The following is a 23,343-nucleotide window of genomic DNA, read 5'->3' on the forward strand; positions in this document are numbered from 1 at the left end:
CAGAGGACTTTTCCACAAGCTTGTAGTCCATTTCCCAAATATATGCCCAGCTGTTGCCCTCCCCCCTTTCCGCGCCTAGCCTTGCCAATCACTGACGGGGTAAGTCCCGTCGTCACATCAATATTCCGTACCCACATTCTTGCCAAGGAGCGGTAAACATGGCTTTTGACGCGTATTTGCAAATCAGCGATATCCCAGGCGAAGCCTTGGACGAAAAGTACAGCAAGTGGATTGAAGTGACCGGTTATGACTTCGGTGTAAGCCAAAGCACCTCCGCCACCGCAAGCTCCGCCGGCGGCGCCAGCTCTGGCCGCACCGCAGCCAGCAACTTCACCTTCACTAAGTTTCTCGACAGCGCCAGTTGCAAACTGATGGAGGCCAGTTGTGCAGGCCAGCATTTCCAGGAAGTGAAACTCGCGCTGTGCCGCGCGGGCGGCGACAAGCTCAAGTATTACGAAATCATTCTCGAAGAAGTGATCATCGCCGACTACACCCAGAGCGCCGCCGATGGCGTGCCGATCGAGGTGGTTCAGCTCGACTACGGCCGAATCAAGACCACCTATACCCAGCAAAAACGCACCGACGGCTCCGGCGGCGGCAACATTGCTGGCGGGTGGGACCGGATCGGTAACAAGAAGTACGCATGAGGGGTCGCCATGTCTGAAGCCCGTGCGTTCATCAACCCCAGGATGCAAAACTACCACACGCTCAAGGCCGGTCTCGCGCTGACCCGGCACTCGGCCAGCAAGTTTGACATCCTCAATTCGCACATTTTCAACAGCGTGGTCAGAGGCGGCGAACTGGTGATCGTCGGTGACTGGTCCACGCCTTCCTGCACCAGTCAGGAGGCGTATCTGATGTCGAAAGCTGCCGTGACCCATATGGGGCTGATGCGCAGCGGGCAAGGTGCCGATGAGTTTTTTCTGGAGAACTTCGAACTGTTGAAGAGCTTGCTCGCCCACGCGTCAATGGGTGCAGGCGTGGTTAGCGATGGCTGGAGCAAGCATCTGAAAGCAATTGAGGGCACATTGCTGGAAATCGAGAAATTGCACAGGGAGCATCTGGGCTCAGGGACGCTCAATGCCCGCGACCAGTTTTATGCCAAGCGTGCGGCACTGTTCTCGAAACTTGACGAACAGTTGGGCCAGCTGGCGGGGTTCGGCGCTGGATTGCGCAACAAGGGATCGATCAAGAGGACACTGGCCATTTCTACGAAAAGCTATTTGCACACGGGTGAAATTGCGGGGGTATGCGGATAAGGTTGCCGGGGTGGGCAAGGCTGCCAACCTGATCAAAAAAGGAACCTATATTGGCATAGCGCTTGACGTAGCAGCGACGGGGCTAGAGATTCGCCAGGCTTGTATTCTGGGCAGAGAAAGCGAATGCCAGCGAGCTGCATATGTAAACTCTGCATCATTAGCTGGAGGTCTGGCTGGTAGCGCTGTAGGCGGTTACCTAGGAGGGAGTATTGTTGCACCCGCAGTATGTGCGGCACTAGGAGTAGGGACTGCCGGACTAGGGGCACTCACCTGCGCGGTCATCGGTGGCGCTGCCGGGGCGAAGTTAGCCGGTGATTTCGCAGGAGAAAAAGGCGAGGTATTAGGTGACTTTTTGTATCACGAGCTCTCAAAATGACTAACATAGAGCCAGGACTGATCGCGCTGATCCTGATTACAGCAATGCTAATTGCCGCTAGCGCGCAAATTATTATTTCACACAAATACACCGAGCATTTTGAATCTTTCCTGCCCACCTCTCGCCTCGTATCTGACAACATCAAAAATTACCAGCACGCCGGACTCTTGGGCAAAACAATAAGAACCGGTCAGATTGCAACACTGTTGGCCCTACCCAAAATCTTCATTTACAGGGGTTACGCTGATATTGAGGAAATAAAAAATTTCCCCCTCCGCGAAAAGCGCATTTTGTTAACCCTATGGGTTATTCACATCACCTTGTTCATTGCACTGATGCTGTCGCATTATCTATGACTTCATGCCGATACGACTTGCCCCGAATCGAAACCTGACGTGGTAACGTAACGAGGGGATATTTCCTACAAAAGCCTGTACCGCTGGCCGCGATAATTAGTGTAGAAGAGCTAAATACGTCCATGGATCTTCCTTGACAGGCCGTGTCGCCAGGGGAGGGATAGCAGCAAGCTACGGTGGTACTATTGCCACTAGTATTTGTCTCGCTCTTGGCGTGCCAACAGCCGATACAGGCGCACTCCTCTGCGCTGTTATTGGTGGGGCTGCGGGAGCCACGGGAGGAAGCATGCTTGGCGGTGCTGTAGGGGAAGCGCTCGGCGAAGTACTGTATGAAAAGGTAGGCAGCCAATGAGTACTGCTGTGGGCATTGTTGCATTTATAATTTTAGCCGCCATGACCATCAAGCTTTGCGCATCGTTCTACATATCGACCTATCATCTTGGCAAGATTGAATCATTACTACCGAATAGCGCATTCGTGAGCGGAAACAAAAACCCTTTTCACAAGCAGGCCTTATTGGCAAGGTAATGCGCACACTCTCAATATCAATACTACTAACAGCACCAAATATATATACACGAAAAGGTTTAGTTGACCTTGATGAGATCACGAATTTCCCTATACGCATGAAGCGCACCCTGATCGTCTTAGGGGCTATGCACCCAACACTTATCGGAGCACTTATTCTATTTCGCATTTGGTTGCATACCCTGGACCCAAGCCGCAGTTGGTAGCGTGAGGATAACGAATGCCTAGGGATGCTCCGATCAACTTGCCGTGCGGGGGCGGTAAATTGATATTTCCCCCATCACGCAGAGATATCTATCGAAAAAGCGCTCGATGCGTCATGTTTTCAGAGGCTTTTCGCCCAGATTTCCCTTTTAAGCGCGCAGTTCACCCATACCCATCAGCTGATTTCGAGCCTTCCACAAGTTCGACAGGGCGAACAGTGTGGTCAACTGAGCCGTGTTTTTCATCAGCCCACGAAAACACACTTTCACGTAACCGAACTGGCGCTTGATCACCCGAAACGGATGCTCGACCTTGGCACGTGTCTGAGCTTTGCAGTACTCGATTTTGCGCTTGGTCTTGTAGAGCACGCTGCGTTTGCCCAGCCTGGAATACGTGCTGCCCCGCGCCGCAATTTGCCAGACTACGTTACGGTGCTCATGCTCTTCACGCTTCTCGACACCGGTGTACCCAGCGTCTGCATATACCGCGTTTTCTTCTCCATGGAGCAGTTCGGCGACCTGCGTGATATCGGCCACATTGGCAGCGGTGCCATGGACGTGGTGAGCAAGACCGGACTCAACATCGGCACCGATGTGAGACTTCATCCCGAAGAAAAACTGGCCGCCTTTCTTGGTCTGGCGCATCTCGGGATCGCGCTTGCCTTCTTCATTCTTCGTTGAACTGGGGGCATGAATAATGGTGGCGTCGACGATGGTACCTTGACGCAGCGACAGGACTTTTTCCTGTAAATAACCGTTGATGACCGCAAGGGTCGCAGGTGCCAACTGATGCTTTTCCAGTAAGTGCCGGAAGTTCGTGATCGTGGTGTCTTCGGGGATTGGCGCGCTCAGTGTCAGGCGTGCGAACTGGCGCATGGGCGGCTCGGATCAGGTGGTGCGGCGATTTTCGCATAACCGGGGGCTTATTCGGAGATTCCTTAGAAGCGACAGTAAGAGCAAAAGCCAGAGCCATCGGCTCGACATCGCCCTAGCCAACTACGCCGACCGGGTCGAGAAGACTTTTGACATATTTCCAAAAGTTTTATCCACAGTCTTGTAGTCCATTTCCCAAATACATGCCCAACTGTTGCCCTACCCTCCTTCCGGACCTAGTCTTGACACCGCTACATCGATATTCCTCACTGAGACAGCGATACGAGCTGGATAGCATCGAGCTATCAGTCAGTCGGTTTCCAGCTATTAATTTTGCCGATGATTAGAAGTTTTATTGATGAGGTTTAGTAGCGGTAATGATGAACTGGCATGATGCACACTTACTTGGTGACACACCAACAAGAAGAATTTTTTTATTTCAGTTTTGTTAAGCTTACCTTAAAAACGATTTCCAATGCAGGGTATGCTTCATGCATGGCAGGAAGCTATATAATAGGCGCAAGCAATGGAAGAATTTGCAGCATCTCGTAGGCACTCAGTGCTTCTTTGGGGCGTTAACTTGTGCGCTATTTCGGCCTCTACGCTGAGCTATATTTATTTTTCCTACTATATTTATGCTCATACTGCTAGCCTAATACTTTCCCAAGTGGTGCTGTTTGCACCAATGGTTCTGCCGGTAATTCTTGTCGTTCCAATCTACCGACTGGCTGACTATCTAGCACCACGCACCTTGCTGTGGAGTGCCAACTTGCTGTCGCTGGGCTGCGCGGCGGCCACCTACAAGATCCTGCCACATCATGTGGAAGTCGCCGTGTTAGGCGCGGTAGTCATTGGCACCCTGGATGCGCTACAACGGGTAGGGCGTATTGTTGCCATCAAGTGTTATTTCCCGGGTGCGCAAATCGCCAGCTCAGTGCCTCTGACACTCACCGCACAATTCATTGCCGGCGGCCTGGCAGGCATCAGTCTGCTACTGTTCAAAGCCAACATGACGCCTGGGTTAGCCCTGCTCATTACTGTCAGTCTTTTTTCCATCGCGGCTTTGGCGGCCTATCTACTACCTGCGCCAACAAAGCCTCCGATCATCGTGCAGGTCGCACCAAGACTATTGACTGCCCTTGGTTCGCTTTTGCAGGAGTATCCCGCGTTACGCCTCAGCCTCTATCAGTTCATCGTCTTCGTCAGTCTTTTTCAGGGCTTCTTCAATGTGTCCAGGGTGCTGTTACCGGCCCATGTGCTGGGCTTGGGAGAGGTGTATGTCGGTTTGTTGCAGGCCGTTAATAGTGGGGCAGCTTTGGTTGGCGCAGTACTGTTCTATCGTTTGGGCAAGTGTAATGTGCAACCGCTACCTATGCCGATGGCTGTAGTCAGCGGCCTGTTCATGATGCTCGCAGCGTTCGGCCATGATATTCAGTCCAGTTACATCGCGTATTTTCTCTACATATTCTTTTTCGAACTGGCATTTTTCAAGTTGCAAGCCGATCTTGTCAGGAGCACACCTACCAGCGCCATGCCGTTGATGGCATCTGTCCAGTATGCGGGGGTCTACTTAGGCATGATAATCACCATCTTCGCCGGTTCAATACTGGTTAAGTATGTTGGCCTGTTCAGCACGAGCATTATCTTCTTTGCTTTCTATTTCGTCGCATCCAACGCCCTGCGAACGGCAGTTGCGATCAAGGGAAAACAACCTGTCTAAATAATTTCTTCAAGGAGAACAATATGCCCACATTGGCGCGTGTGTTTCCGTTCGTCCGTCTTTTGGATTTGGCGAACATATTAACAATATTCAATATCGGCCTGGCCTTCGGTACTGTTTATTTTGCGTTGCAAAGACGGTTTGTTCTGGCGGCGACGGTGATTTGCCTGGCCGCGATGCTCGATTTCCTTGACGGCCACATAGCCCGACGCTACCTGGCTGCGAACAGCGCGCAACGGGCCTTCGGCAAGCATCTAGACAGTTTTGCCGACTTGCTCAATTTCAGCATCACGCCAGCCCTTGTCATCCTAATCCTCGACCAGTCTCTTTCGGCCACGCTGGCCGCAGTAACTCTGGTTTTCACGGCCATTTTGCGGCTATCGCTGTTTGGCATGCCCGGCACATCGGCTGGCGGGGGATATCAGGGGCTACCCACCACATATTCAGGATTTGTCTTTGCGCTGGCGCTGATGGGGTTATCGGCCGGGCATTACGGTGCCGGAGTGATCATCGGCCTAATGGCCCTGGTCGGCATCCTCCAGGTCACCAGCTTGAGAATTCCCAAGTATGGCGCACCTTCGACGGTCGCTTGCTTCGCAATGCTGTTCGGGCTCAGCACTATTTACTTTCATCCCTGGTAATCCGAGGCTCCAATGAAACACGTGGTTTTCGTCGACAGCACCGTAAGCGGCCTGCTGGCTTTTGAGGCAGCCAAACGGCTTGGCTGCCACGTCACCTTCATTCATCAGCGCGACGCCTCGTTCCTGACGATCTCGATCAAGGACGACACCTCCCGTCTCGAGCCTTACCTGCGATATGTGGATGCTTATTTGCGTATCGATAATCTGGAAGGCGGTGAATTCAGCCAGTTGTTGGCCAACCTGCACGCAGAGCGCCCTATTGACGCCCTGATCTCTACCTCTGAAGCAGCCATAGTACCGGTGGCGCGTGAGGCCCAGCGCATCGGCACCCTCTACCCGAGGTACGAAGCTCTGTGCGGGGCGGTATACAAGAGTCGACTGCGCGAAACGCTGCGGGCACACGGACTACGCTCTCCTGATTTTGAAGTACTAAGCGAGGAGCAACTGATCAATGGGGTCGTTCCGAGTTTGTCGCTGCCATTCGTTGTCAAGCCGACCCGAGGATTCGCCAAGCAGTTTTCCGCCATTTGCCATAGCCAGACCGACTTTGACGCCTTTCTCGCCGAGCTGCGCCAGAGTCGCAAGGGTGCTGATCCTATGATCGACCACTTGGTAAGCCGCGACTATCTGGTCGAGCAATACATCGACGGTACATTGCATTCAGCGGAAGTCATCGTCCAGGACACCAAGGTCTCCTGCTTTGCGACCACCATCCGTTTCCGCGCCGACTATAGCGAAATATTAGAAATGACCGCGACCATGCCGTCAGGCCTTGACGCAGCACAGCGCGACGAGATCAAAGCATATGTGCAGGCAGTGTTCAGCGCTCTGGGGCTGGATGTTGGCCTTTATCATGTTGAACTGTTGCGCGATGCCAAAGGGCCCTGTCTAGTGGAGATCAACGCACGCATGATGGGTAGCGTAGCGCCGCAGATGTACCGGATGCTGACCGGCATCGACCCGTTCGAACTGCTAGTCCGTCTGCACCTGGGCGAGCCCATTCTAATTGACGACTCAGTGCTTCAGCGCGCAGGCAGCGTCGTAACTGTCGCCTCCCGCAATGGCGGTCATATCGCCCACGACTACGACCCCGACACCCTACAGCCATTACTGGACAAGTACGCCATCCGGTTTTGCACCGCCCACGTTGCGCCTGGCCAGGCGGTAAACGTCTACAGCGGCAACATCGGCACAATTGGCCACGTCATCGTTGAGGACGACTGCCCCCACTCTGCGGCGAAAAAGGGCAATCGCTTCTTGCGCGAGCTGTCCTCACTTTACGGCCTTGAACTCGCGACTTATACCGGCGCCGAGCTGGCTTAAACCTGACATGAACTGACAGCCCCCTGCAACGGACTGATTCGACTGATTAGGGAAGACATATGCACTCAGTAAATCCTTCTCCCGTGTTCGCTTTTTCCGGCAAGGCCGATACCCTGCAGCAACTGGCACCACTTCTGAGCACCGGGAAAGTGTTGCCCCTTCATCGATTCACCGTGGCACAGTGGCGGGAGGACTGGCAGGCAGTGATCGCGCACTGTCAGGCGTTCTTTGGCGATGAGCCGCTGATTGTACGATCCAGCTGCCTAGCCGAAGACCGCGACGGCCATTCCGGTGCAGGAATGTACGCGTCAGTTCTAGATGTGTGTGGCGGCCAGGCACTCGGCGAAGCCATCAAGACGGTGATCGCCTCCTACGGCCTAGCTCGCGAGCGCGATGAGGTGCTGGTGCAGCAGATGGCGAGAGGAGTATTGGCCAGCGGAGTAGCGATGACCCGTGATCCAGAGACGGGTTTTCCATATTACGTAGTTGACTATGTACCAGGTGCTAGCACTGACGGTGTCACTACCGGCAACGAGACTGTGCACGCTTTCGTCTCCCTTGGCAGCGAGGCGGCAAGCGAGCCTGCGGAATTACCAGGGCTGTTTGCGTTGCTCGAAGAGGTACAAGTTCTAACCGGGCGCGATGCCCTGGACATAGAGTTCGCGATCACTGTCGATGGCCCTCTGCTATTCCAAGTGCGTCCCATGACCGCAGATGGGCCCCGTAATGCCAGCGCACTGGCCGACGCCCAACTACGCAAAGTTTTGGAGCACGAGGTTTCCCAGCTCGAAGAGCTGATCTGCAAGCAACACCATCTGCGTCCTACGTCGACCGCCTTCCTTGGCCTTATGCCGGACTGGAACCCGGCGGAAATGATCGGTACCAAGCCGCGGGCGCTAGCCTACTCGCTATATAAGGAGCTGATCACTGACCTTAATTGGGCCTCTGCCAGATTCCGATACGGCTACCGGGATCTGCGGCGCAAACCGCTGATGTACCAGGTGGGTGGCTCTCCTTACATCTGCATTGCCCACAGCATCGAGTCATTCATCCCTGCCGCGGTACCTCAAGATGTTGCCGAGCGCGTAGTCGAACAGTGCGGCGAGTACTTGGCCATGCATCCACATCTGCATGACAAGATCGAGTTCGCGATCATTCCTACTTGCTTCACGCCAGAGCTTACTAGCCCCGATGCCGCTGCCGCGCTGCCGGCGCTCCAGACTCTTAGTACCAAGCAGCACGAATGCTACTTGAACGAGCTACGCCAGCTGACCGAGCACATTATTTCCCCCAGCGGCCCGTTCTTCTCCGACCTGACACGTCTACCGAGTATTACTGACAAGGTGCAGAGTTTAATGGCGAGGCAACCTCGGGGCGAGTCCTTGCAACGTATGAGGAATGCTCTATCGGCGGCCAACGTGGTCGCTGAAGTATTCGCTGGCGCTGCCCGTGCAGCGTTCGTAGGTACCGCAATAATTAAATCGCTGGAAACAGCGGGGGTAGTATCTGCCGGTTTCATCGATCATGTGACCGGAGGGGTCAATAGTATCGGTCGCGAGATGGCCAACGATTTCCAGACTTTGCATAAGGACGATTTCCTAAAGCTCCACGGTCATGTCCGGCCGGGTACCTACGATATACGTGTGGCGCGCTACGACGAGACTCCGGAGAGTTATTTTGACTGGCAGCGCCCATTACAACGCCCCCCAAAACCTACGAACGGGCTAACTGTATCTCGGGCCCAGGTCAACGCCATGCAGCAAGCTTTCGACCAGTGCGGTCTTAACGTTTCCGCCGAGCAGTTCCTCCAATTTGCTCAGGCCGCTATTGCATCGCGCGAGAAGCTCAAATACCTCTATGCAGCGTTTGTTTCGGATGTGTTGCGCTCACTATGCGATTGGGGTGAGGTACATGGTCTTGACCGCGACCAACTCAGCTTTGCGCAAATCACCGACTTTACCAGCGGTTACGCCGACATCGATCACAAACGTTTGCACCAAGCGATTGCCCACAACCGCAGCCGCTGGTATGAAACGCAGTTAGTCCGTACGCCAAGCATCATCTGTCAGCCGCAAGATCTATTCGGCCATCGAGTGCACTGGTGCAATCCCAACTTCATCACTCGAAGTGCCACTCATGCGCGGGTGGCCCATGTGCTTCCAGGGCAATTGGCACCGGACATAGAGGGTTGCATTGTCTTAATCGAAAACGCTGACCCGGGTTTTGATTGGATTTTTACCCACCGCATTGCTGGTTTCATCACCGCCTACGGAGGCGAGAACTCGCATATGTCGATCCGAGCGCGAGAGTTCGCCATTCCCGCAGCTATCGGCGTGGGCGATACTCGATTCAAAACCCTATTGGCGGCGACAAGCCTGCTGCTCGACTGCGCCGAGCGGCGTATACAGGTGCTGGCATGATTTTGGTTGGGCTGACCATGCTCAGGCAGTTCAACGCCGAACGCCAGGAATGGCGGGACGCGCTCGACCAGCGCTGGGTTGAATTCTTAGGCCAATGTGGGCTGACCCCGCTGTACCTTCCAAACGATCCGAGAGTCAGCATGGCGTTAGTCCAATCATTGCGCCCTCAGGGCCTCCTGCTTACTGGTGGAGGGAGTTGCCAGGCCCTCAGTGGGACAGCCGACACACGCGACGTCACTGAGAGGGTCTTGCTTGATCTTGCGGAAAATCTACGGCTTCCGGTGCTCGGTGTATGCCGCGGCATGCAGGTAATGTTGACGCGAGCTGGCGGCACTTTGGAACGCTTGGCCGGCCATGTAGGTGAGCACATGATCAACATGCAAGAACAACGGCGGCGAGTGAATTCCTATCATGAATACGGCTTTCGCGAGGCGCCCGACGGCTACCGCGTACTAGCCCTGGCCGACGACGGCGTGATCGAGGCTGTGTATGACGACCACCGTCGGCATACCGGGATCATGTGGCACCCCGAGCGAAAACTACCTGCCGATCCATTGGATATTCAACGCGTGCGACATGCCTTTGGAGTTTTTTCATGAAAGCCATCATTCTTGCTGCTGGTCGCGGGAGCCGCTTACAAGCCCTGACCGATGAACGCCCCAAGGCCTTGGTACCCTTTAACGGTGTGCCACTGCTACAGCGCGCGATTGAAACGCTCCGTCGATGCGATGTCAGCGAGGTTGGCATTGTTGCAGGCTATCGAAGCGAAATGCTTACACCATTCGCCGACACTTTGTTTCACAACCACCGCTGGCACAGCTCCGGTATTTTCAGCTCTCTAAATTGCGCCAGCGATTGATTGAGCGCAGAGCCTTGCCTTGTTAGCTACGGTGACATCTTCTACGACAGCACCCTAGTATCCGAGCTAATTAACCATCCAGCCGATATTGTCCTGGGCTACGATCCCGCTGCAGTGCGTCTCTGGCAGCAACGCTTCAACGATCCACTACCAGATCTGGAGAACTTCCGCTTAGTCGATGGATGGGTGAGCGCTATTGGACAGACCGCTACCAGTCTTGAAGTCATTCAGGGCCAGTACATGGGCTTGTTCAAAGTCACGCCAGCGGGTTGGCAGGCGTTGAAAAAGCAATTGCAAGGGCTCACGCCTCAGGCATGCGACCAAACTGACATGACATCGCTTTTAGGGACACTAGTCAGCGAAGGTTTTCCAGTCGCCGGCGTGGCGACGCACGCTCCCTGGGGAGAAATTGACTGCCCCAGCGACGTGGCACTATACGAGCGGATCTATCCTGACCGGTGATCTCGACAAAATTGTCGGTGCGACTAACCCTGACAGTAGATTCGAGGATCGCGGCGGGTAAATGGCTCAAGGTTTTTCAGGCTGCACCTGGTTGAAAACGCCTTCGCCCGGTTGAAACACTAGCGGGCGGCCGCATCGCGCTTCGACAAGCTCAAGCGGAATTATGAAAGGGCAGTGGCCATGGCCTGCGCCTTTCTTTGGCTACCCATGTGAAACGGGAACAGCCCCTAACTCCGCACATTACGCTTCTCATGGCGCTTGTGTTCTCCCATTTCCTGCTTCCAGGGACGTAAAATATACAGGCAGGGGCTGGGTCATTGCGTCAGAAGCCCCCTCGAACCTCTCCCCCACCCCGCTGTCCTACTTAGCACCACCCAGCCTGTAAACCACGACCTTCGCAGGTGGGTTTGCCCCCGCGCTTGTGTCATCATGCTCCGACCGCCGGTGAGTCCTCCTATAAGCCTTTTCTATGAACAAACCATACGCATTGCTGCTTGCCTTCGCCCTGCTCCAGGGCTGCCAGAGCCTGGCCCCGCAAAAGGCCGAGCCTCCCGTCGCCGAAGCTGGCAAGGGCGAGGCGGAAAAGCCCGTCGTGTATGGCTCGTTCAAGCAGGACACACTCTATAGCCTGTTGGTGGCAGAGCTGGCCGGCCAGCGCAACCGTTTCGACATTGCCCTGGCCAACTACACCGATCAGGCGGCAAAAACCCAGGACCCCGGGGTTTCCGAGCGCGCCTACCGCATTGCCGAGTACCTCGGCGCCGACGAGCCGTCACTGGAGAATGCGCTGGTCTGGGCGCGCAACGATCCGCAGAACCTCGACGCCCAGCGCGCCGCCGCCATTCAGCTGGCCCGCGCCGGTCGCTATGACGAGTCCATGACCTACATGGAAAAGGTACTGCAGGGCCAGGGCGACACCCACTTCGACTTCCTCGCCCTGTCCGCAGCGGAAACTGACTCGGGCACCCGCGACGGCCTGCTACAAAGTTTCGAACGCCTGCTGGTGAAATACCCCGACAACAGCCAGCTGATATTCGGCAAGGCCCTGCTGCTGAACCAGGACGGCAAGACCGAAGAAGCCTTGGAACTGCTCGAGTCGCACCCGCCACAAAACGGCGAAGTCGCCCCGATCCTGCTGCGCGCCCGTCTGCTGCAGGCCTTGGACCGTGGTCCGGAGGCACTGCCACTGCTGCGCGGTGCAATTCGCGACAACCCGGACGACAAACGCCTGCGCCTGACCTACGCTCGCACCCTGGTCGAACAGGACCGTATCGCCGATGCCAAAGGCGAGTTCATCAGCCTGGTCCAGCAATACCCCGATGATGACGAATTGCGCTACTCGCTGGCGCTGGTGTGCCTGGAGAACAAAGACTGGGATGAAGCCGAAGGCTACTTGCAGGAGCTGGTCGAGCGCGACAGCTACGTTGACGCCGCGCACCTGAACCTGGGCCGCATCCACGAGGAGCGCCACGACCCGGTTGGCGCTCTGCGTGAATACGCCCTGGTCGGCCCAGGCCCGGACTACCTGCCGGCACAGCTGCGCCAGGCCGACATCCTGATCGCCAACGGCCGCGGCAGCGATGCCTCGCGCCTGCTCGCCGAAGCGCGCGAAGCCCAGCCAGACTACGCCATCCAGCTATTCCTGATCGAATCGGAAAGCTACAGCAACAACAACAAGGACGCCCAGGCCAACCAGGTGCTGCAGCAAGCCATCAAACGCTACCCGGACGACCTTAACCTGCTTTACACCCGCGCCATGCTGGCCGAGAAGCGCAACGATCTGACGCAAATGGAAAAAGACCTGCGCGCCATCATCGCCCGCGAGCCAGAAAACGCCATGGCCCTGAACGCCTTGGGCTACACCCTGGCCGACCGCACCACCCGCTATGCCGAAGCCAAAGCGCTGATCGACAAGGCCCACCAACTGACCCCCGATGACCCGGCAGTGCTCGACAGCCTGGGTTGGGTCAACTATCGCCTGGGCAACCTCGAGGTAGCTGAAACCTACCTGCGCCAGGCCTTTGCCAACTTCCCCGACCACGAAGTGGCCGCCCACCTGGGCGAAGTGCTGTGGGCCAACGGCAAGCGCCGCGAAGCTCGCCATGTATGGGCCAAAGGCTTCGAAGCCCAGGCCGATAGCCCTATCCTGCGCAAGACCCTCTTGCGCCTGACCGGATCCGAGACTCTTTAACGCCATGTTCCTGCGCCATTGCATCACCTTTACCTTGATCGCCCTGCTGGCCGGCTGTGCCGGCTTCGGTAGCCGCGAGGCCCTGCAAGGCCACGGCGACCCGCAGCAGTGGCGCGCCCACAAAGAGCAGTTGAGCAGCCTCGATGGCTGGCAGATCAACGGCAAGGTCGGCATCCGCGCCCCGCGCGATTCCGGCAGCGGTACGCTGTTCTGGCTGCAACGTCAGGACTACTACGACATTCGCCTGGCCGGCCCGCTGGGGCGGGGCGCCGCACGCCTGACCGGCCGCCCGGGTGGCGTCGTACTGGAAGTGGCCAATCAGGGCCGCTACGAAGCCGCCAGCCCTGAAGCATTGCTGGAAGAGCAACTAGGCTGGCAACTGCCGGTTTCGCACCTGGTCTGGTGGGTCCGCGGCCTGCCCGCCCCCGACAGCAAGAGCAAGCTGACCCTGGACGGCGACAGCCGTCTGGCCAGCCTGGACCAGGATGGCTGGCAGGTGAAGTACCTGAGCTATACCGAACAGAACGGCTACTGGTTGCCCGAGCGCCTGAAGCTGCACGGCAAGGACCTGGACGTGACCCTGGTGGTAAAGGACTGGCAGCCACGCCAGCTGGGGCACTGATCTCATGCACAAGCTCACCCTGCCCGCCCCGGCCAAGCTCAACCTGTGGCTGCACATCATCGGCCGCCGCGCGGATGGCTACCACGAGCTGGAAACGGTGTTCCAGTTTCTCGACCACGGCGACGAACTAAGCTTCGCCCTGCGTGACGATGGCGTGATCCACTTGCACTCCGAGATCGAGGCAGTCCCCCACGACAGCAACCTGATCGTGCGGGCCGCGCGCATGCTGCAAGCACAATCGGGCACCACACTCGGCGCCGACATCTGGCTGAACAAGGTACTGCCCATGGGCGGAGGTATCGGCGGCGGCAGCTCGGACGCCGCGACCACCCTGCTGGCCCTCGCCCACCTGTGGCAACTGGACTGGGACGAAGACCGCTTGGCCGCACTGGGTCTGAGCCTGGGCGCCGATGTGCCGGTGTTCGTACGCGGCCACGCGGCGTTCGCGCAAGGTGTAGGGGAGCAACTGACCCCGGTCGACCCGATCGAACCCTGGTATGTCGTGCTGGTGCCGCAAGTGTCTGTCAGCACAGTAGAAATTTTTTCACATCCGCAGTTGACACGTGATTCACTCCCCCTTAAGATGCGCCCCGTTCCCGAGGGAAACAGTCGAAATGACTGCCAACCGGTGGTAGAGCAGAATTACCCTGAAGTTCGCAATGCGTTGAATTCACTGGGAAAATTCACTGAGGCTCGACTAACCGGCACTGGAAGTTGTGTGTTTGGGGCCTTCCCAAGCAAAGCCGAAGCTGATAAAGTTCTGGCCCTTCTTTCAGCGACCCAAACAGGGTTTGTGGCGAAAGGAAGCAATGTTTCGATGTTGCATCGCAAGCTGCAAAGTCTGGTCAAGAAGTCGAGCGCATGAGCGTTCGCAGCAACAGATACAGGGGCGTCGCCAAGCGGTAAGGCAGCAGGTTTTGATCCTGCCATGCGTTGGTTCGAATCCAGCCGCCCCTGCCATTTTCCTTATACTCATCCAGGTATACCCTCAGCCTTCAGGTACTGCGCGTGTCCAAGATGATGGTCTTTACGGGGAACGCCAACCCCGATCTGGCTCGGCGTGTCGTACGTCAGCTGCATATCCCTCTCGGTGACGTCTCTGTCGGTAAATTCTCCGACGGCGAGATCAGTACTGAGATCAATGAAAATGTTCGCGGTAAAGACGTTTTCATTATTCAGCCGACCTGCGCCCCGACCAACGATAACCTGATGGAACTGGTAGTGATGGCCGACGCCTTCCGCCGCTCCTCAGCATCCCGAATCACCGCCGTGATTCCTTACTTCGGATATGCCCGCCAGGACCGCCGTCCGCGTTCGGCACGTGTAGCCATCAGCGCCAAAGTCGTTGCTGACATGCTCACTGTCGTAGGTATCGACCGTGTACTCACCGTCGACCTGCACGCTGACCAGATCCAAGGCTTCTTCGATATCCCCGTCGACAACATCTACGGCTCGCCCGTACTGGTTGACGACATCGAAGACCAGCGTTTCGAGAACCTCATGATCGTTTCCCCGGACATCGGTGGTGTCGTGCGCGCACGCGCTGTCGCCAAGTCCCTGGGCGTCGATCTGGGTATCATCGACAAACGCCGCGAAAAGGCTAACCACTCCGAGGTTATGCACATCATCGGCGACGTCGAAGGGCGCACTTGCATCCTGGTAGACGACATGGTCGACACCGCCGGCACCCTGTGCCACGCGGCCAAAGCCCTGAAAGAGCACGGTGCTGCCAAGGTTTACGCCTACTGCACGCACCCTGTTTTGTCGGGCCGCGCGATCGAGAACATCGAGAAGTCGGTACTGGACGAGCTGGTGGTGACCAACACCGTTCCGCTGTCCGCCGCTGCTCAAGCCTGTGACCGTATCCGCCAGCTGGATATCGCACCGGTTGTCGCTGAAGCGGTACGCCGCATCAGCAACGAAGAATCGATCAGCGCGATGTTCCGCTAAGCGGGACACGTGTTGATGTGAAGCGCCCCGCCCCAACCTGTGTTGGGGCGGGGCTTTTTTGCCATCCCCGTTGGCGCTGGTCGCAAACGCCCTCGGGGGGCTATTTTGGAGAAACAAAATGACTGATTTTATTCTGAACGCCCAAGCGCGTACTGACCTGGGGAAAGGTGCGAGCCGCCGCCTGCGTCACTCGCTGAGCATCCCAGCCGTTGTCTACGGTGGTGATAAAGAAGCTCAATCCCTGACCATTCTGGCCAAGGAAATCACCAAGCTGTTCGAAAACGAAGCTGCCTTCAGCCACGTTATCGAGCTGAACGTTGACGGTGTTAAGCAGAACGTCATCATCAAGGCCATGCAGCGCCACCCAGCCAAGCAGTTCATCATGCACGCTGACTTCGTCCGCGTCGTTGCTGGCCAGAAACTGACCGCCAAGGTTCCGGTTCACTTCATCAACGAAGAAGCCCCGGCCAAGAAAGGCGGCGAGATCTCCCACGTTGAGTCCGAGATCGAAGTTTCCTGCGAAGCCAAAGACCTGCCTGAGTTCATCGAAGTTGACCTGGCCAACGCCGAAGTCGGCACCATCATCCACCTGTCGGACCTGAAAGCTCCGAAAGGCGTAGAGTTCGTCGCTCTGGCCCACGGTGATGACAAAGCTGTTGCCAACGTTCACGCTCCACGCGTTGCTCCAGAAGCAGAAGGCGCTGCCGAGTAATCCACTCGCACGCCGGCGTTGATCGGGTTACAGTGCCGCGCGCACTGTAACCCACCAACTCCAAGGAAGAGCCCCTGACGTGACCGCCATCCAGTTGATCGTCGGCCTGGGTAACCCCGGCCCCGAATACGAACAGACCCGGCATAACGCAGGGGCTCTTTTCGTTGAACGCATTGCCAGCGCCCAGCGTGTTTCGCTGACCGCTGACAAAAAATATTTCGGCCTGACGGCTAAATTCAGCCATCAGGGCAACGACGTTCGTTTGTTGATCCCCACCACCTACATGAACCGCAGCGGCCAGTCCGTAGCGGCCTTGGCCAATTTCTTCCGCATCAAGCCGGAAGCGATACTGGTGGCACACGACGAACTCGATCTGCCCCCGGGCGTTGCCAAGCTCAAGCGCGGCGGCGGCCATGGTGGGCACAACGGCCTGCGCGACATCATCGCGCAGCTCGGCAACCAGAACGATTTCCACCGCCTGCGGCTTGGCATCGGCCACCCGGGTGACGCCAAACTGGTCTCCAACTTCGTCCTGGGCCGCGCGCCGCGCGCCGAGCAGGAGAAGCTCGACGCCAGCATCGATTTTGCCCTCGGCGTGCTGCCGGACGTGCTTGCCGGCGATTTCGCCAAGGCGATGCGCGAGCTGCACAGCCAGAAGGCCTGATTTCCTTTAGAGAGGGGAATACCCATGGGTTTCAATTGCGGCATCGTCGGCCTGCCCAACGTCGGCAAGTCCACCCTGTTCAACGCCCTGACCAAGTCTGGCATCGCGGCGGAGAATTTCCCCTTCTGCACCATCGAGCCAAACAGCGGCATCGTGCCTATGCCCGACGCGCGCCTGGCTGCACTGGCTGAAATCGTCAAGCCAAACCGCATCCTGCCGACCACCATGGAATTCGTCGACATCGCCGGCCTGGTTGCCGGTGCCTCGAAAGGCGAAGGCCTTGGCAACAAGTTCCTCGCCAACATCCGCGAGACCGATGCCATTGCCCATGTGGTGCGCTGCTTCGAAGACGAGAACGTGATCCACGTTTCCAACAGCGTCGACCCCAAGCGTGACATCGAGATCATCGACCTCGAACTGATCTTCGCCGACCTCGACAGCTGCGAAAAGCAACTGCAGAAGGTAGCCCGCAACGCCAAGGGCGGCGACAAGGAAGCCTTGGCGCAAAAGGCCATTCTGGAAAAGCTGATCCCGCACTTCACCGAAGGCAAGCCTGCGCGCAGCCTGATGAAGCACATGGCTGACGACGAAAAGGCCGTCATCCGTGGCTTCCACCTACTGACCAGCAAGCCGGTGATGTACATCGCCAACGTGGCCGAAGACGGCTTCGACAACAACCCGCACCTGGACGTGGTCAAGGCCATTGCCGAGGAAGAAGGCGCGGTAGTGGTGCCGGTGTGCAACAAGATCGAAGCGGAAATCGCCGAGCTGGAAGACGGTGAAGAGAAAGACATGTTCCTCGAGGCCCTGGGCCTGGAAGAGCCTGGCCTGAACCGCGTGATCCGCGCCGGTTACGAGCTGCTGAACCTGCAGACCTACTTCACTGCCGGCGTGCAGGAAGTACGCGCCTGGACCGTTCGCGTCGGTGCCACTGCCCCGCAGGCAGCCGGCGTTATCCACACCGACTTCGAAAAAGGCTTCATCCGCGCTGAAGTGGTGGCCTATGACGACTTCATCCAGTTCAAGGGTGAAGCCGGTGCCAAGGAAGCCGGTAAGTGGCGCCTGGAGGGCAAGGATTACATCGTCAAAGACGGCGACGTGATGCACTTCCGCTTCAACGTCTGATGGATCCCGTGGAATTCCACGGTACTTGAAAGACTTCAAAACCCCCGTGATCGCCAGGCGAAACGGGGGTTTTGTGTTTTTGGGCCACCATTTTCATCCATTGAGATCCGAGCGTTCCTTGACTAGTCTTCCGGGTACGATACCCATAACCCGATTTCAAAAACCGGGTATGGCGAAAACCGGAGATCAGACGATGCTTACTGATACCCAATGCCGCACCGCGAAGCCCAAGGATAAGCCTTACAAACTCACGGATGGAAAAGGCCTGTATCTCGAGGTCAAACCCAACGGCACCAAAGCGTGGCGTTACCGCTTCAGCATCCGTATCACAGACACCGCCAAGGAAAGCACCTTCGCGGTGGGTGACTATGCCATTGCGCCCCGTGGCGAGAGTGATGAGGACGCCTTGGCACGTCGTAAAGGTCGACGCTTCACACTGGCAGAAGCACGCGAAGAACGCCTCAAAGCCCGAGACCTGGTGAAACAAGGCATCAATCCCGCCAGACATCGACAACTGCTGCGCATCAAGCAGCAGCAAGACAACGCCACTACATTCGAGGCGGTCGCGCGGGAGTGGCTGGCACTCATAGACTGGGAAGACATCACAAAGGTCAAGCGCCTGGAAATGCTCGAACGCGTAGTGTTTCCAAAGATTGGTCCGTGGCCGATCAAAAGCATCACCCCCGCCCACATCCTGGACGTGCTCACCACCTCAGCGAAGAAAAACGGCCTGACGGTCGCTGCGGCGGCCAAACGGAGCATGTCCGGTATTTTTGAATTCGCCGTCTCGACGCTGCGAGCAGATACAGACCCGGTCTATCCAGTCCGCCGCGCCCTGCCCGCTAACAAAACGCAGCACAAACGTCCGCTGACGACCGATGAAATTGGCCAGCTTTTACGCGACGTGGAAGGCCACTGCGGGCGCCATGAAACCGAAGTCGCCTTTCGCCTGATGTGGCTAACGCTATGCCGCCCAAATGAAGCGGTCGAAGCCCGCTGGGAAGAGTTCGACCTAGACGCGGCTCGCTGGCGTATCCCGGCCGAGCGAATGAAGAAGCGTAAAGAGCACAACGTGCCCCTGCCAACTCAGGCTGTCGCAATGTTACGAGGCTTGCAAACCGTCACTGGCAAATACGAGCACCTCTTCCCCCATCGAGATGAACGCTCGAAACCCATGGTCGCGGCGTCGTTTCGCCAGATGCTGAAATCCCTGGGCTGGAGTGGGAAGTACAGCCCTCATGCCACCAGGACCACGGGGAGCACCCGCCTCAATGAATTGGGCTATCCGGGAGACTGGATTGAGCGTCAACTTGCCCATGCTGAACCGAATGCGGTGCGACGCACCTACAATCAGGCGGAATACTTGGCAGATCGCACAGTCATGATGCAGCAGTGGGCAGATATGCTCGACGCATGGATGCGCGGGGAAACGAATATTACGCCGATCACCAAGAGCATGGCCCGATAATGACGCGTCCACGGTGTGGCGACAGCGGCGACACTGGCGACGTCCCACGTGCGACTTGGCCGGCAGCAGGCGACATCGGTGGCGACTGTCGCCGTGGTACGACGTGAACGACGGCTTTTCAGTCAAAGTCCCTGCGCATAGGAAGGCTCCGCATTCCCATGCACAGGGGCTCGCATCAAGAAGGCGACAAACGGCCCATCGTCCACTCACCACCACTCACGGCTACCACTTTCCGCTATCGAATTTTGGCGCAATTAGCAGTGCCTAACTTGATTGACCCAGCCATCCCACCGGCGCTAGAAAGAAGCCTCGAAGCGCTGCCGCTGGCAGCACCCAGAGGACCCGAACCTTCAAGGTCACGCCGCTTTATGCGGTGGTTCTCCCAAGGGCGATTGCCATCCGGCAGCTCGCCCGGTCACCTTCCCGGTGACGGGTGCTCTTTAACCTCATGGCCCTCGTGCGCCAGCTACACCGTACTGCGCTGACCTGCAGCAACCTAATCGCTTGGCCGATTCTTGCGCCAACTTGCGCCCGTCTCTTTTTCCAGAAAAGAGACGGGCGCTCCTGACACTGCTGCAGCCCTGATCGCACAGGGCTTTGCGGCAATCCCCCTCGTGACAAACGCCGATGTCACCAGCAACAGCGCTGTAGGTGATGGTGCCGCAGACCACGGAATGGACTGCACCTGACTGACAGTCAGGCATGCCCCGGTCATCGCTGTGCTGCTTGCACCTGGCTCAGGATCTCGCGGCACTGGTCTCGTCAGCCAATGCAGCCTCCACCCGCCCACCGGTAACGGTGCTCAGGAGGCCAGATCATGAGATGCCCTTGCTCCTGGTCGTAAGGAGCCGCCAGTCCCGCGTCAGTGGACACCCTCACAGGTCGCAGGGGCCTTGATCCCTGATAACACTCAGCATTCTTGGCGGGATGACGTGAGGATGGACTTAAGGCTAGCTAAGAGAGGACACAGATCATGGCTGTAGTTGAAACGCGAGGTGGATGGAAGGTCAGTCCCAAGACTAGCGAAGCCGGCCCCTTTCAAGCTTCACGAAAACCTGAGGTTGGACACCTCGTCATCACAAGGGCTACTGTTTGGTAACCTCTACGCTTACTGGTTCACTGAGGATTGTAGCGAGAGGCTACAAGCTTCACCTGAGACGTAGAGGCTGAAGACGGTGATAGATACTAGCCTGGTGGCGAAGCTAAAGGCTGAGAATGCAAGATTGGTCGCCTTGCTGGATGCTCATGGCATCGATTGGCGTCTGCCGGCCGAGCCAGTCAAGATCGAGGTTGTTCAAGCAGAACACACACAACAATTCGGCACAGAAGCAAAGCTTGCCCTATTCCGGAGCTTGTTTCGTGGAAGGGCAGACGTTTATCCAATTCGCTGGGAAAGCAAGGCAGGCAAATCAGGATACACACCCGCCTGCGCAAATGAATGGAAACCTGGCGTTTGTGAAAAGCCCCGAATTAAATGCGGCGACTGCGGTAATCGTCAGCTACTTCCTCTCACCGATGACGTCGTTTATCGCCATCTAGCTGGTGAAGTGGTTATTGGCATCTATCCTCTGCTCCCGGATAACACCTGCTATCTTCTGGCGGTCGACTTTGATGAAGCCGAATGGCGTGACGATGCACGAGCCTTCGCTCAGTCGTGTCATGAACTGAACGTGCCAATGGCACTGGAAATATCCCGTTCAGGTCAAGGCGCTCATTGCTGGATTTTCTTCAAGCAAAGTGTTCCCGCTCATGATGCCCGACGTCTTGGTGCGGCAATCATCAGCCATGCATGTGAACGTACACGTCAATTGGCACTCACTTCTTATGATCGGTTGTTCCCAAATCAGGACTACATGCCTAAAGGCGGCTTCGGAAATCTCATCGCGCTTCCATTGCAAAAGCGAGCCAGAGCTCACAACAACAGCGTTTTTGTCGACAGCGAACTTGAACCTTATCTCGATCAGTGGGCCTTCTTAGCATCGGTTCAGAAAATGCCTCCGGAGGATATTCCGTTCGTTGTCACCCAAGCGATGGGGAAGCAGGACCCTACAGGAGTCATGTATGTTGACGACGACGGAGATGCAGAACCTTGGAAGGCTCGTGAGTCAAAGTCACAGAAATTGACGTGCCCATTGCCAGCCTCTATCAACGTCACGCTGGCTAACATGATTTACTTTGAAAAGTCGGCGTTGCCGCAACCATTAGCAAACCAGCTTGTCCGACTAGCCGCGTTTCAAAATCCCGAATTCTACAAAGCTCAAGCCATGCGCATGTCGGTGTGGAACAAGCCGAGAATAATCGGTTGCGCCCAGAACTTCCCCAAACATATTGCGCTGCCACGTGGCTGCTTGGATTCTGCACTGGAGCTGCTAAGGGTAAATGGCATCGCCCCTGAGCTTCAAGATGAACGCTTCGCCGGTGACCCGATTGACGTGAGTTTCCTCGGGACCTTGCGTCCAGACCAGGAAGATGCCATCGGCAAAATGCTGAATCATGATACCGGAATTCTTTGCGCACCTACGGCGTTCGGTAAAACGGTCAGCGCAGCTGCATTGATTGCTAGACGTGGCGTTAACACATTAATACTTGTGCATCGGACCGAATTATTAAGACAGTGGCAAGAACGCGTGCAAGCGTTCTTGGGTGTTGGCAAGGGTGTGGTCGGAACGATTGGGGGCGGAAAAGCAAAACCTACAGGCATCATCGATATTGCCGTAATGCAATCGTTATCGCGAAAAGGTGAGATCAGCGATCACGTAAAAAACTACGGGCAAATTATCGTCGATGAGTGTCATCACCTGTCAGCAGTGTCATTCGAGGCACTACTGAGAACCGCGACTGCGCGATACGTGCTGGGCCTCACGGCAACCCCAGTGCGACGAGATGGGCAACAGCCAATCATTTTCATGCAATGCGGACCGATCCGACACTCTGCCGCTCGACCGGCGAGCGCACCTCATGATCTATCTGTCGTACCTCGACTGCTGCCAAAACCTGTGGTGGTCCCCGACGGTTCTGGAATCCAAGACGTTTTTCGGAAGTTAGCAGACGACTCTGAGCGCACAGCCAAAATCGTCTTGGAGATCGAGCTGGCGTACAGCCAAGGTAGACACATTCTGGTGCTAACAGAGCGGACGGAGCATGTGGATACCTTGGAGCTGGAGTTGAAGCAGCGCGTGAACAACCTTTTCACACTTCATGGGCGAGTGCCTAAAAAACAACGAATTGCCCGTATGCATGAGCTTGAGTGCCTCCCCCCTGACGCACCACGAGTACTCTTGGCGACGGGAAAACTAGTGGGTGAAGGCTTCGATCATCCGCCATTGGACACGCTGGTTCTGGCAATGCCTATCTCATGGAAGGGAATCCTCCAGCAGTATGCAGGACGGTTGCATCGATCGCATGCCGACAAAGCCGACGTGCGAGTGATCGACTTCGTTGACGAGGGTAATGTCGCGCTGATGAGAATGTGGGATAAGCGCCAAGCAGGTTACAAAGCGATGGGCTACCGTATGGCCGACGCCTTGATTACCATGGACTTACTTTGAATACGGTTTGACGGCTCATACGCCACTACTCCGCTGCAATCGC

General features: G+C 56.6%; 18 protein-coding genes, 1 tRNA gene and 3 pseudogenes. 21 read left to right on the forward strand and 1 reads right to left on the reverse strand.

Translation table 11 applies throughout. The annotated features are described in order from the left end of the window. Nucleotides 1-158: 158 nt before the first annotated feature. The 3 genes and pseudogenes from ACYCCG_RS08145 (at nt 159) to ACYCCG_RS08155 (ending at nt 1,991) form a co-directional block, all read left to right on the forward strand. Nucleotides 159-647 (forward strand): Hcp family type VI secretion system effector, encoded by a 489-nt coding sequence (locus ACYCCG_RS08145; RefSeq protein ID WP_339443668.1) that lies wholly within the window; start codon nt 159-161, stop codon nt 645-647. Between the two features lie 9 nt (nt 648-656). After that, nucleotides 657-1,635 (forward strand): annotated as a pseudogene (locus ACYCCG_RS08150) (hypothetical protein). Further along, nucleotides 1,632-1,991, forward strand: coding sequence for a hypothetical protein (locus ACYCCG_RS08155; protein WP_103463252.1), 360 nt, complete (start codon nt 1,632-1,634; stop codon nt 1,989-1,991). The pseudogene ACYCCG_RS08150 and the gene ACYCCG_RS08155 overlap by 4 nt, the downstream one beginning before the upstream one ends. A gap of 881 nt (nt 1,992-2,872) precedes the next feature. Here the strand turns inward: ACYCCG_RS08155 and ACYCCG_RS08160 are convergent. After that, nucleotides 2,873-3,598: pseudogene (locus tag ACYCCG_RS08160) on the reverse strand (IS5 family transposase); the annotation flags it as partial. Between the two features lie 523 nt (nt 3,599-4,121). On the opposite strand from ACYCCG_RS08160, the gene ACYCCG_RS08165 reads away from it, so the two are divergent. From ACYCCG_RS08165 to ACYCCG_RS08250, 18 genes and pseudogenes are all read left to right on the forward strand, one after another. Continuing rightward, nucleotides 4,122-5,315 (forward strand): MFS transporter, encoded by a 1,194-nt coding sequence (locus tag ACYCCG_RS08165; RefSeq protein WP_459670003.1) that lies wholly within the window; start codon nt 4,122-4,124, stop codon nt 5,313-5,315. 23 nt (nt 5,316-5,338) lie between these two features. Next, nucleotides 5,339-5,956, forward strand: a complete 618-nt coding sequence (locus ACYCCG_RS08170; RefSeq protein ID WP_339443666.1) for a CDP-alcohol phosphatidyltransferase family protein — start codon at nt 5,339-5,341, stop codon at nt 5,954-5,956. A gap of 12 nt (nt 5,957-5,968) precedes the next feature. Continuing rightward, nucleotides 5,969-7,279 (forward strand): ATP-grasp domain-containing protein, encoded by a 1,311-nt coding sequence (locus tag ACYCCG_RS08175; protein ID WP_209968035.1) that lies wholly within the window; start codon nt 5,969-5,971, stop codon nt 7,277-7,279. Between the two features lie 59 nt (nt 7,280-7,338). Next, nucleotides 7,339-9,699: a PEP/pyruvate-binding domain-containing protein gene (locus ACYCCG_RS08180; RefSeq protein WP_339443664.1), complete on the forward strand. Its 2,361-nt coding sequence runs from the start codon at nt 7,339-7,341 to the stop codon at nt 9,697-9,699. Next, nucleotides 9,696-10,298: a type 1 glutamine amidotransferase gene (locus tag ACYCCG_RS08185; protein WP_339536128.1), complete on the forward strand. Its 603-nt coding sequence runs from the start codon at nt 9,696-9,698 to the stop codon at nt 10,296-10,298. Before ACYCCG_RS08180 ends, ACYCCG_RS08185 begins: the two co-directional genes overlap by 4 nt. Then, on the forward strand, nt 10,295-10,558 hold the full coding sequence (locus ACYCCG_RS08190; protein WP_339536130.1) for an NTP transferase domain-containing protein: 264 nt from the start codon (nt 10,295-10,297) through the stop codon (nt 10,556-10,558). The genes ACYCCG_RS08185 and ACYCCG_RS08190 overlap by 4 nt, the downstream gene beginning before the upstream one ends. Continuing rightward, a complete protein-coding gene (locus ACYCCG_RS08195; protein ID WP_339536132.1) occupies nt 10,559-11,020 on the forward strand; it encodes a glycosyltransferase family protein in 462 nt (153 codons plus the stop codon). 81 nt (nt 11,021-11,101) lie between these two features. Continuing rightward, nucleotides 11,102-11,233, forward strand: a pseudogene (locus tag ACYCCG_RS08200) (IS5/IS1182 family transposase); the annotation flags it as partial. Between the two features lie 256 nt (nt 11,234-11,489). Continuing rightward, nucleotides 11,490-13,211, forward strand: a complete 1,722-nt coding sequence (locus ACYCCG_RS08205) for a tetratricopeptide repeat protein (RefSeq protein ID WP_176684960.1) — start codon at nt 11,490-11,492, stop codon at nt 13,209-13,211. Nucleotides 13,212-13,215: 4 nt separating this feature from the next. Continuing rightward, a complete protein-coding gene (lolB, locus tag ACYCCG_RS08210; RefSeq protein ID WP_339443658.1) occupies nt 13,216-13,833 on the forward strand; it encodes a lipoprotein insertase outer membrane protein LolB in 618 nt (205 codons plus the stop codon). Between the two features lie 4 nt (nt 13,834-13,837). Next, entirely contained in the window at nt 13,838-14,698 is an 861-nt protein-coding gene (gene ispE / locus ACYCCG_RS08215) for a 4-(cytidine 5'-diphospho)-2-C-methyl-D-erythritol kinase (protein WP_176684958.1), read from the forward strand. A gap of 20 nt (nt 14,699-14,718) precedes the next feature. Then, nucleotides 14,719-14,793: transfer RNA gene (locus ACYCCG_RS08220), tRNA-Gln, on the forward strand. Between the two features lie 48 nt (nt 14,794-14,841). Further along, nucleotides 14,842-15,783: a ribose-phosphate pyrophosphokinase gene (locus tag ACYCCG_RS08225; RefSeq protein WP_003247410.1), complete on the forward strand. Its 942-nt coding sequence runs from the start codon at nt 14,842-14,844 to the stop codon at nt 15,781-15,783. A gap of 118 nt (nt 15,784-15,901) precedes the next feature. Then, on the forward strand, nt 15,902-16,495 hold the full coding sequence (locus ACYCCG_RS08230) for a 50S ribosomal protein L25/general stress protein Ctc (RefSeq protein ID WP_209968047.1): 594 nt from the start codon (nt 15,902-15,904) through the stop codon (nt 16,493-16,495). A 79-nt stretch (nt 16,496-16,574) separates the two neighbouring features. Continuing rightward, on the forward strand, nt 16,575-17,159 hold the full coding sequence (gene pth / locus ACYCCG_RS08235; protein WP_012270476.1) for an aminoacyl-tRNA hydrolase: 585 nt from the start codon (nt 16,575-16,577) through the stop codon (nt 17,157-17,159). A 24-nt stretch (nt 17,160-17,183) separates the two neighbouring features. Continuing rightward, nucleotides 17,184-18,284 carry a redox-regulated ATPase YchF gene (ychF, locus tag ACYCCG_RS08240; RefSeq protein ID WP_021784760.1) on the forward strand — a complete coding sequence of 367 codons (1,101 nt, stop codon included), beginning with the start codon at nt 17,184-17,186 and terminating at the stop codon, nt 18,282-18,284. A gap of 193 nt (nt 18,285-18,477) precedes the next feature. Beyond that, complete coding sequence (locus tag ACYCCG_RS08245; protein ID WP_339443655.1) at nt 18,478-19,752, forward strand: tyrosine-type recombinase/integrase; 1,275 nt, start codon at nt 18,478-18,480, stop codon at nt 19,750-19,752. Between the two features lie 1,175 nt (nt 19,753-20,927). Beyond that, entirely contained in the window at nt 20,928-23,300 is a 2,373-nt protein-coding gene (locus ACYCCG_RS08250) for a TOTE conflict system archaeo-eukaryotic primase domain-containing protein (protein WP_459670013.1), read from the forward strand. The last annotated feature ends 43 nt before the right edge of the window (nt 23,301-23,343 follow it).

It is taken from the genome of Pseudomonas sp. VEM90, from assembly GCF_054611535.1.

Coding starts and splice junctions, on each gene's coding strand:
- ACYCCG_RS08145 (WP_339443668.1), top strand. CDS start 159: ATGGCTTTTGACGCGTATTTGCAAATCAGCGATATCCCAGGCGAAGCC.
- ACYCCG_RS08155 (WP_103463252.1), top strand. CDS start 1,632: ATGACTAACATAGAGCCAGGACTGATCGCGCTGATCCTGATTACAGCA.
- ACYCCG_RS08165 (WP_459670003.1), top strand. CDS start 4,122: ATGGAAGAATTTGCAGCATCTCGTAGGCACTCAGTGCTTCTTTGGGGC.
- ACYCCG_RS08170 (WP_339443666.1), top strand. CDS start 5,339: ATGCCCACATTGGCGCGTGTGTTTCCGTTCGTCCGTCTTTTGGATTTG.
- ACYCCG_RS08175 (WP_209968035.1), top strand. CDS start 5,969: ATGAAACACGTGGTTTTCGTCGACAGCACCGTAAGCGGCCTGCTGGCT.
- ACYCCG_RS08180 (WP_339443664.1), top strand. CDS start 7,339: ATGCACTCAGTAAATCCTTCTCCCGTGTTCGCTTTTTCCGGCAAGGCC.
- ACYCCG_RS08185 (WP_339536128.1), top strand. CDS start 9,696: ATGATTTTGGTTGGGCTGACCATGCTCAGGCAGTTCAACGCCGAACGC.
- ACYCCG_RS08190 (WP_339536130.1), top strand. CDS start 10,295: ATGAAAGCCATCATTCTTGCTGCTGGTCGCGGGAGCCGCTTACAAGCC.
- ACYCCG_RS08205 (WP_176684960.1), top strand. CDS start 11,490: ATGAACAAACCATACGCATTGCTGCTTGCCTTCGCCCTGCTCCAGGGC.
- lolB (WP_339443658.1), top strand. CDS start 13,216: ATGTTCCTGCGCCATTGCATCACCTTTACCTTGATCGCCCTGCTGGCC.
- ispE (WP_176684958.1), top strand. CDS start 13,838: ATGCACAAGCTCACCCTGCCCGCCCCGGCCAAGCTCAACCTGTGGCTG.
- ACYCCG_RS08230 (WP_209968047.1), top strand. CDS start 15,902: ATGACTGATTTTATTCTGAACGCCCAAGCGCGTACTGACCTGGGGAAA.
- ychF (WP_021784760.1), top strand. CDS start 17,184: ATGGGTTTCAATTGCGGCATCGTCGGCCTGCCCAACGTCGGCAAGTCC.
- ACYCCG_RS08245 (WP_339443655.1), top strand. CDS start 18,478: ATGCTTACTGATACCCAATGCCGCACCGCGAAGCCCAAGGATAAGCCT.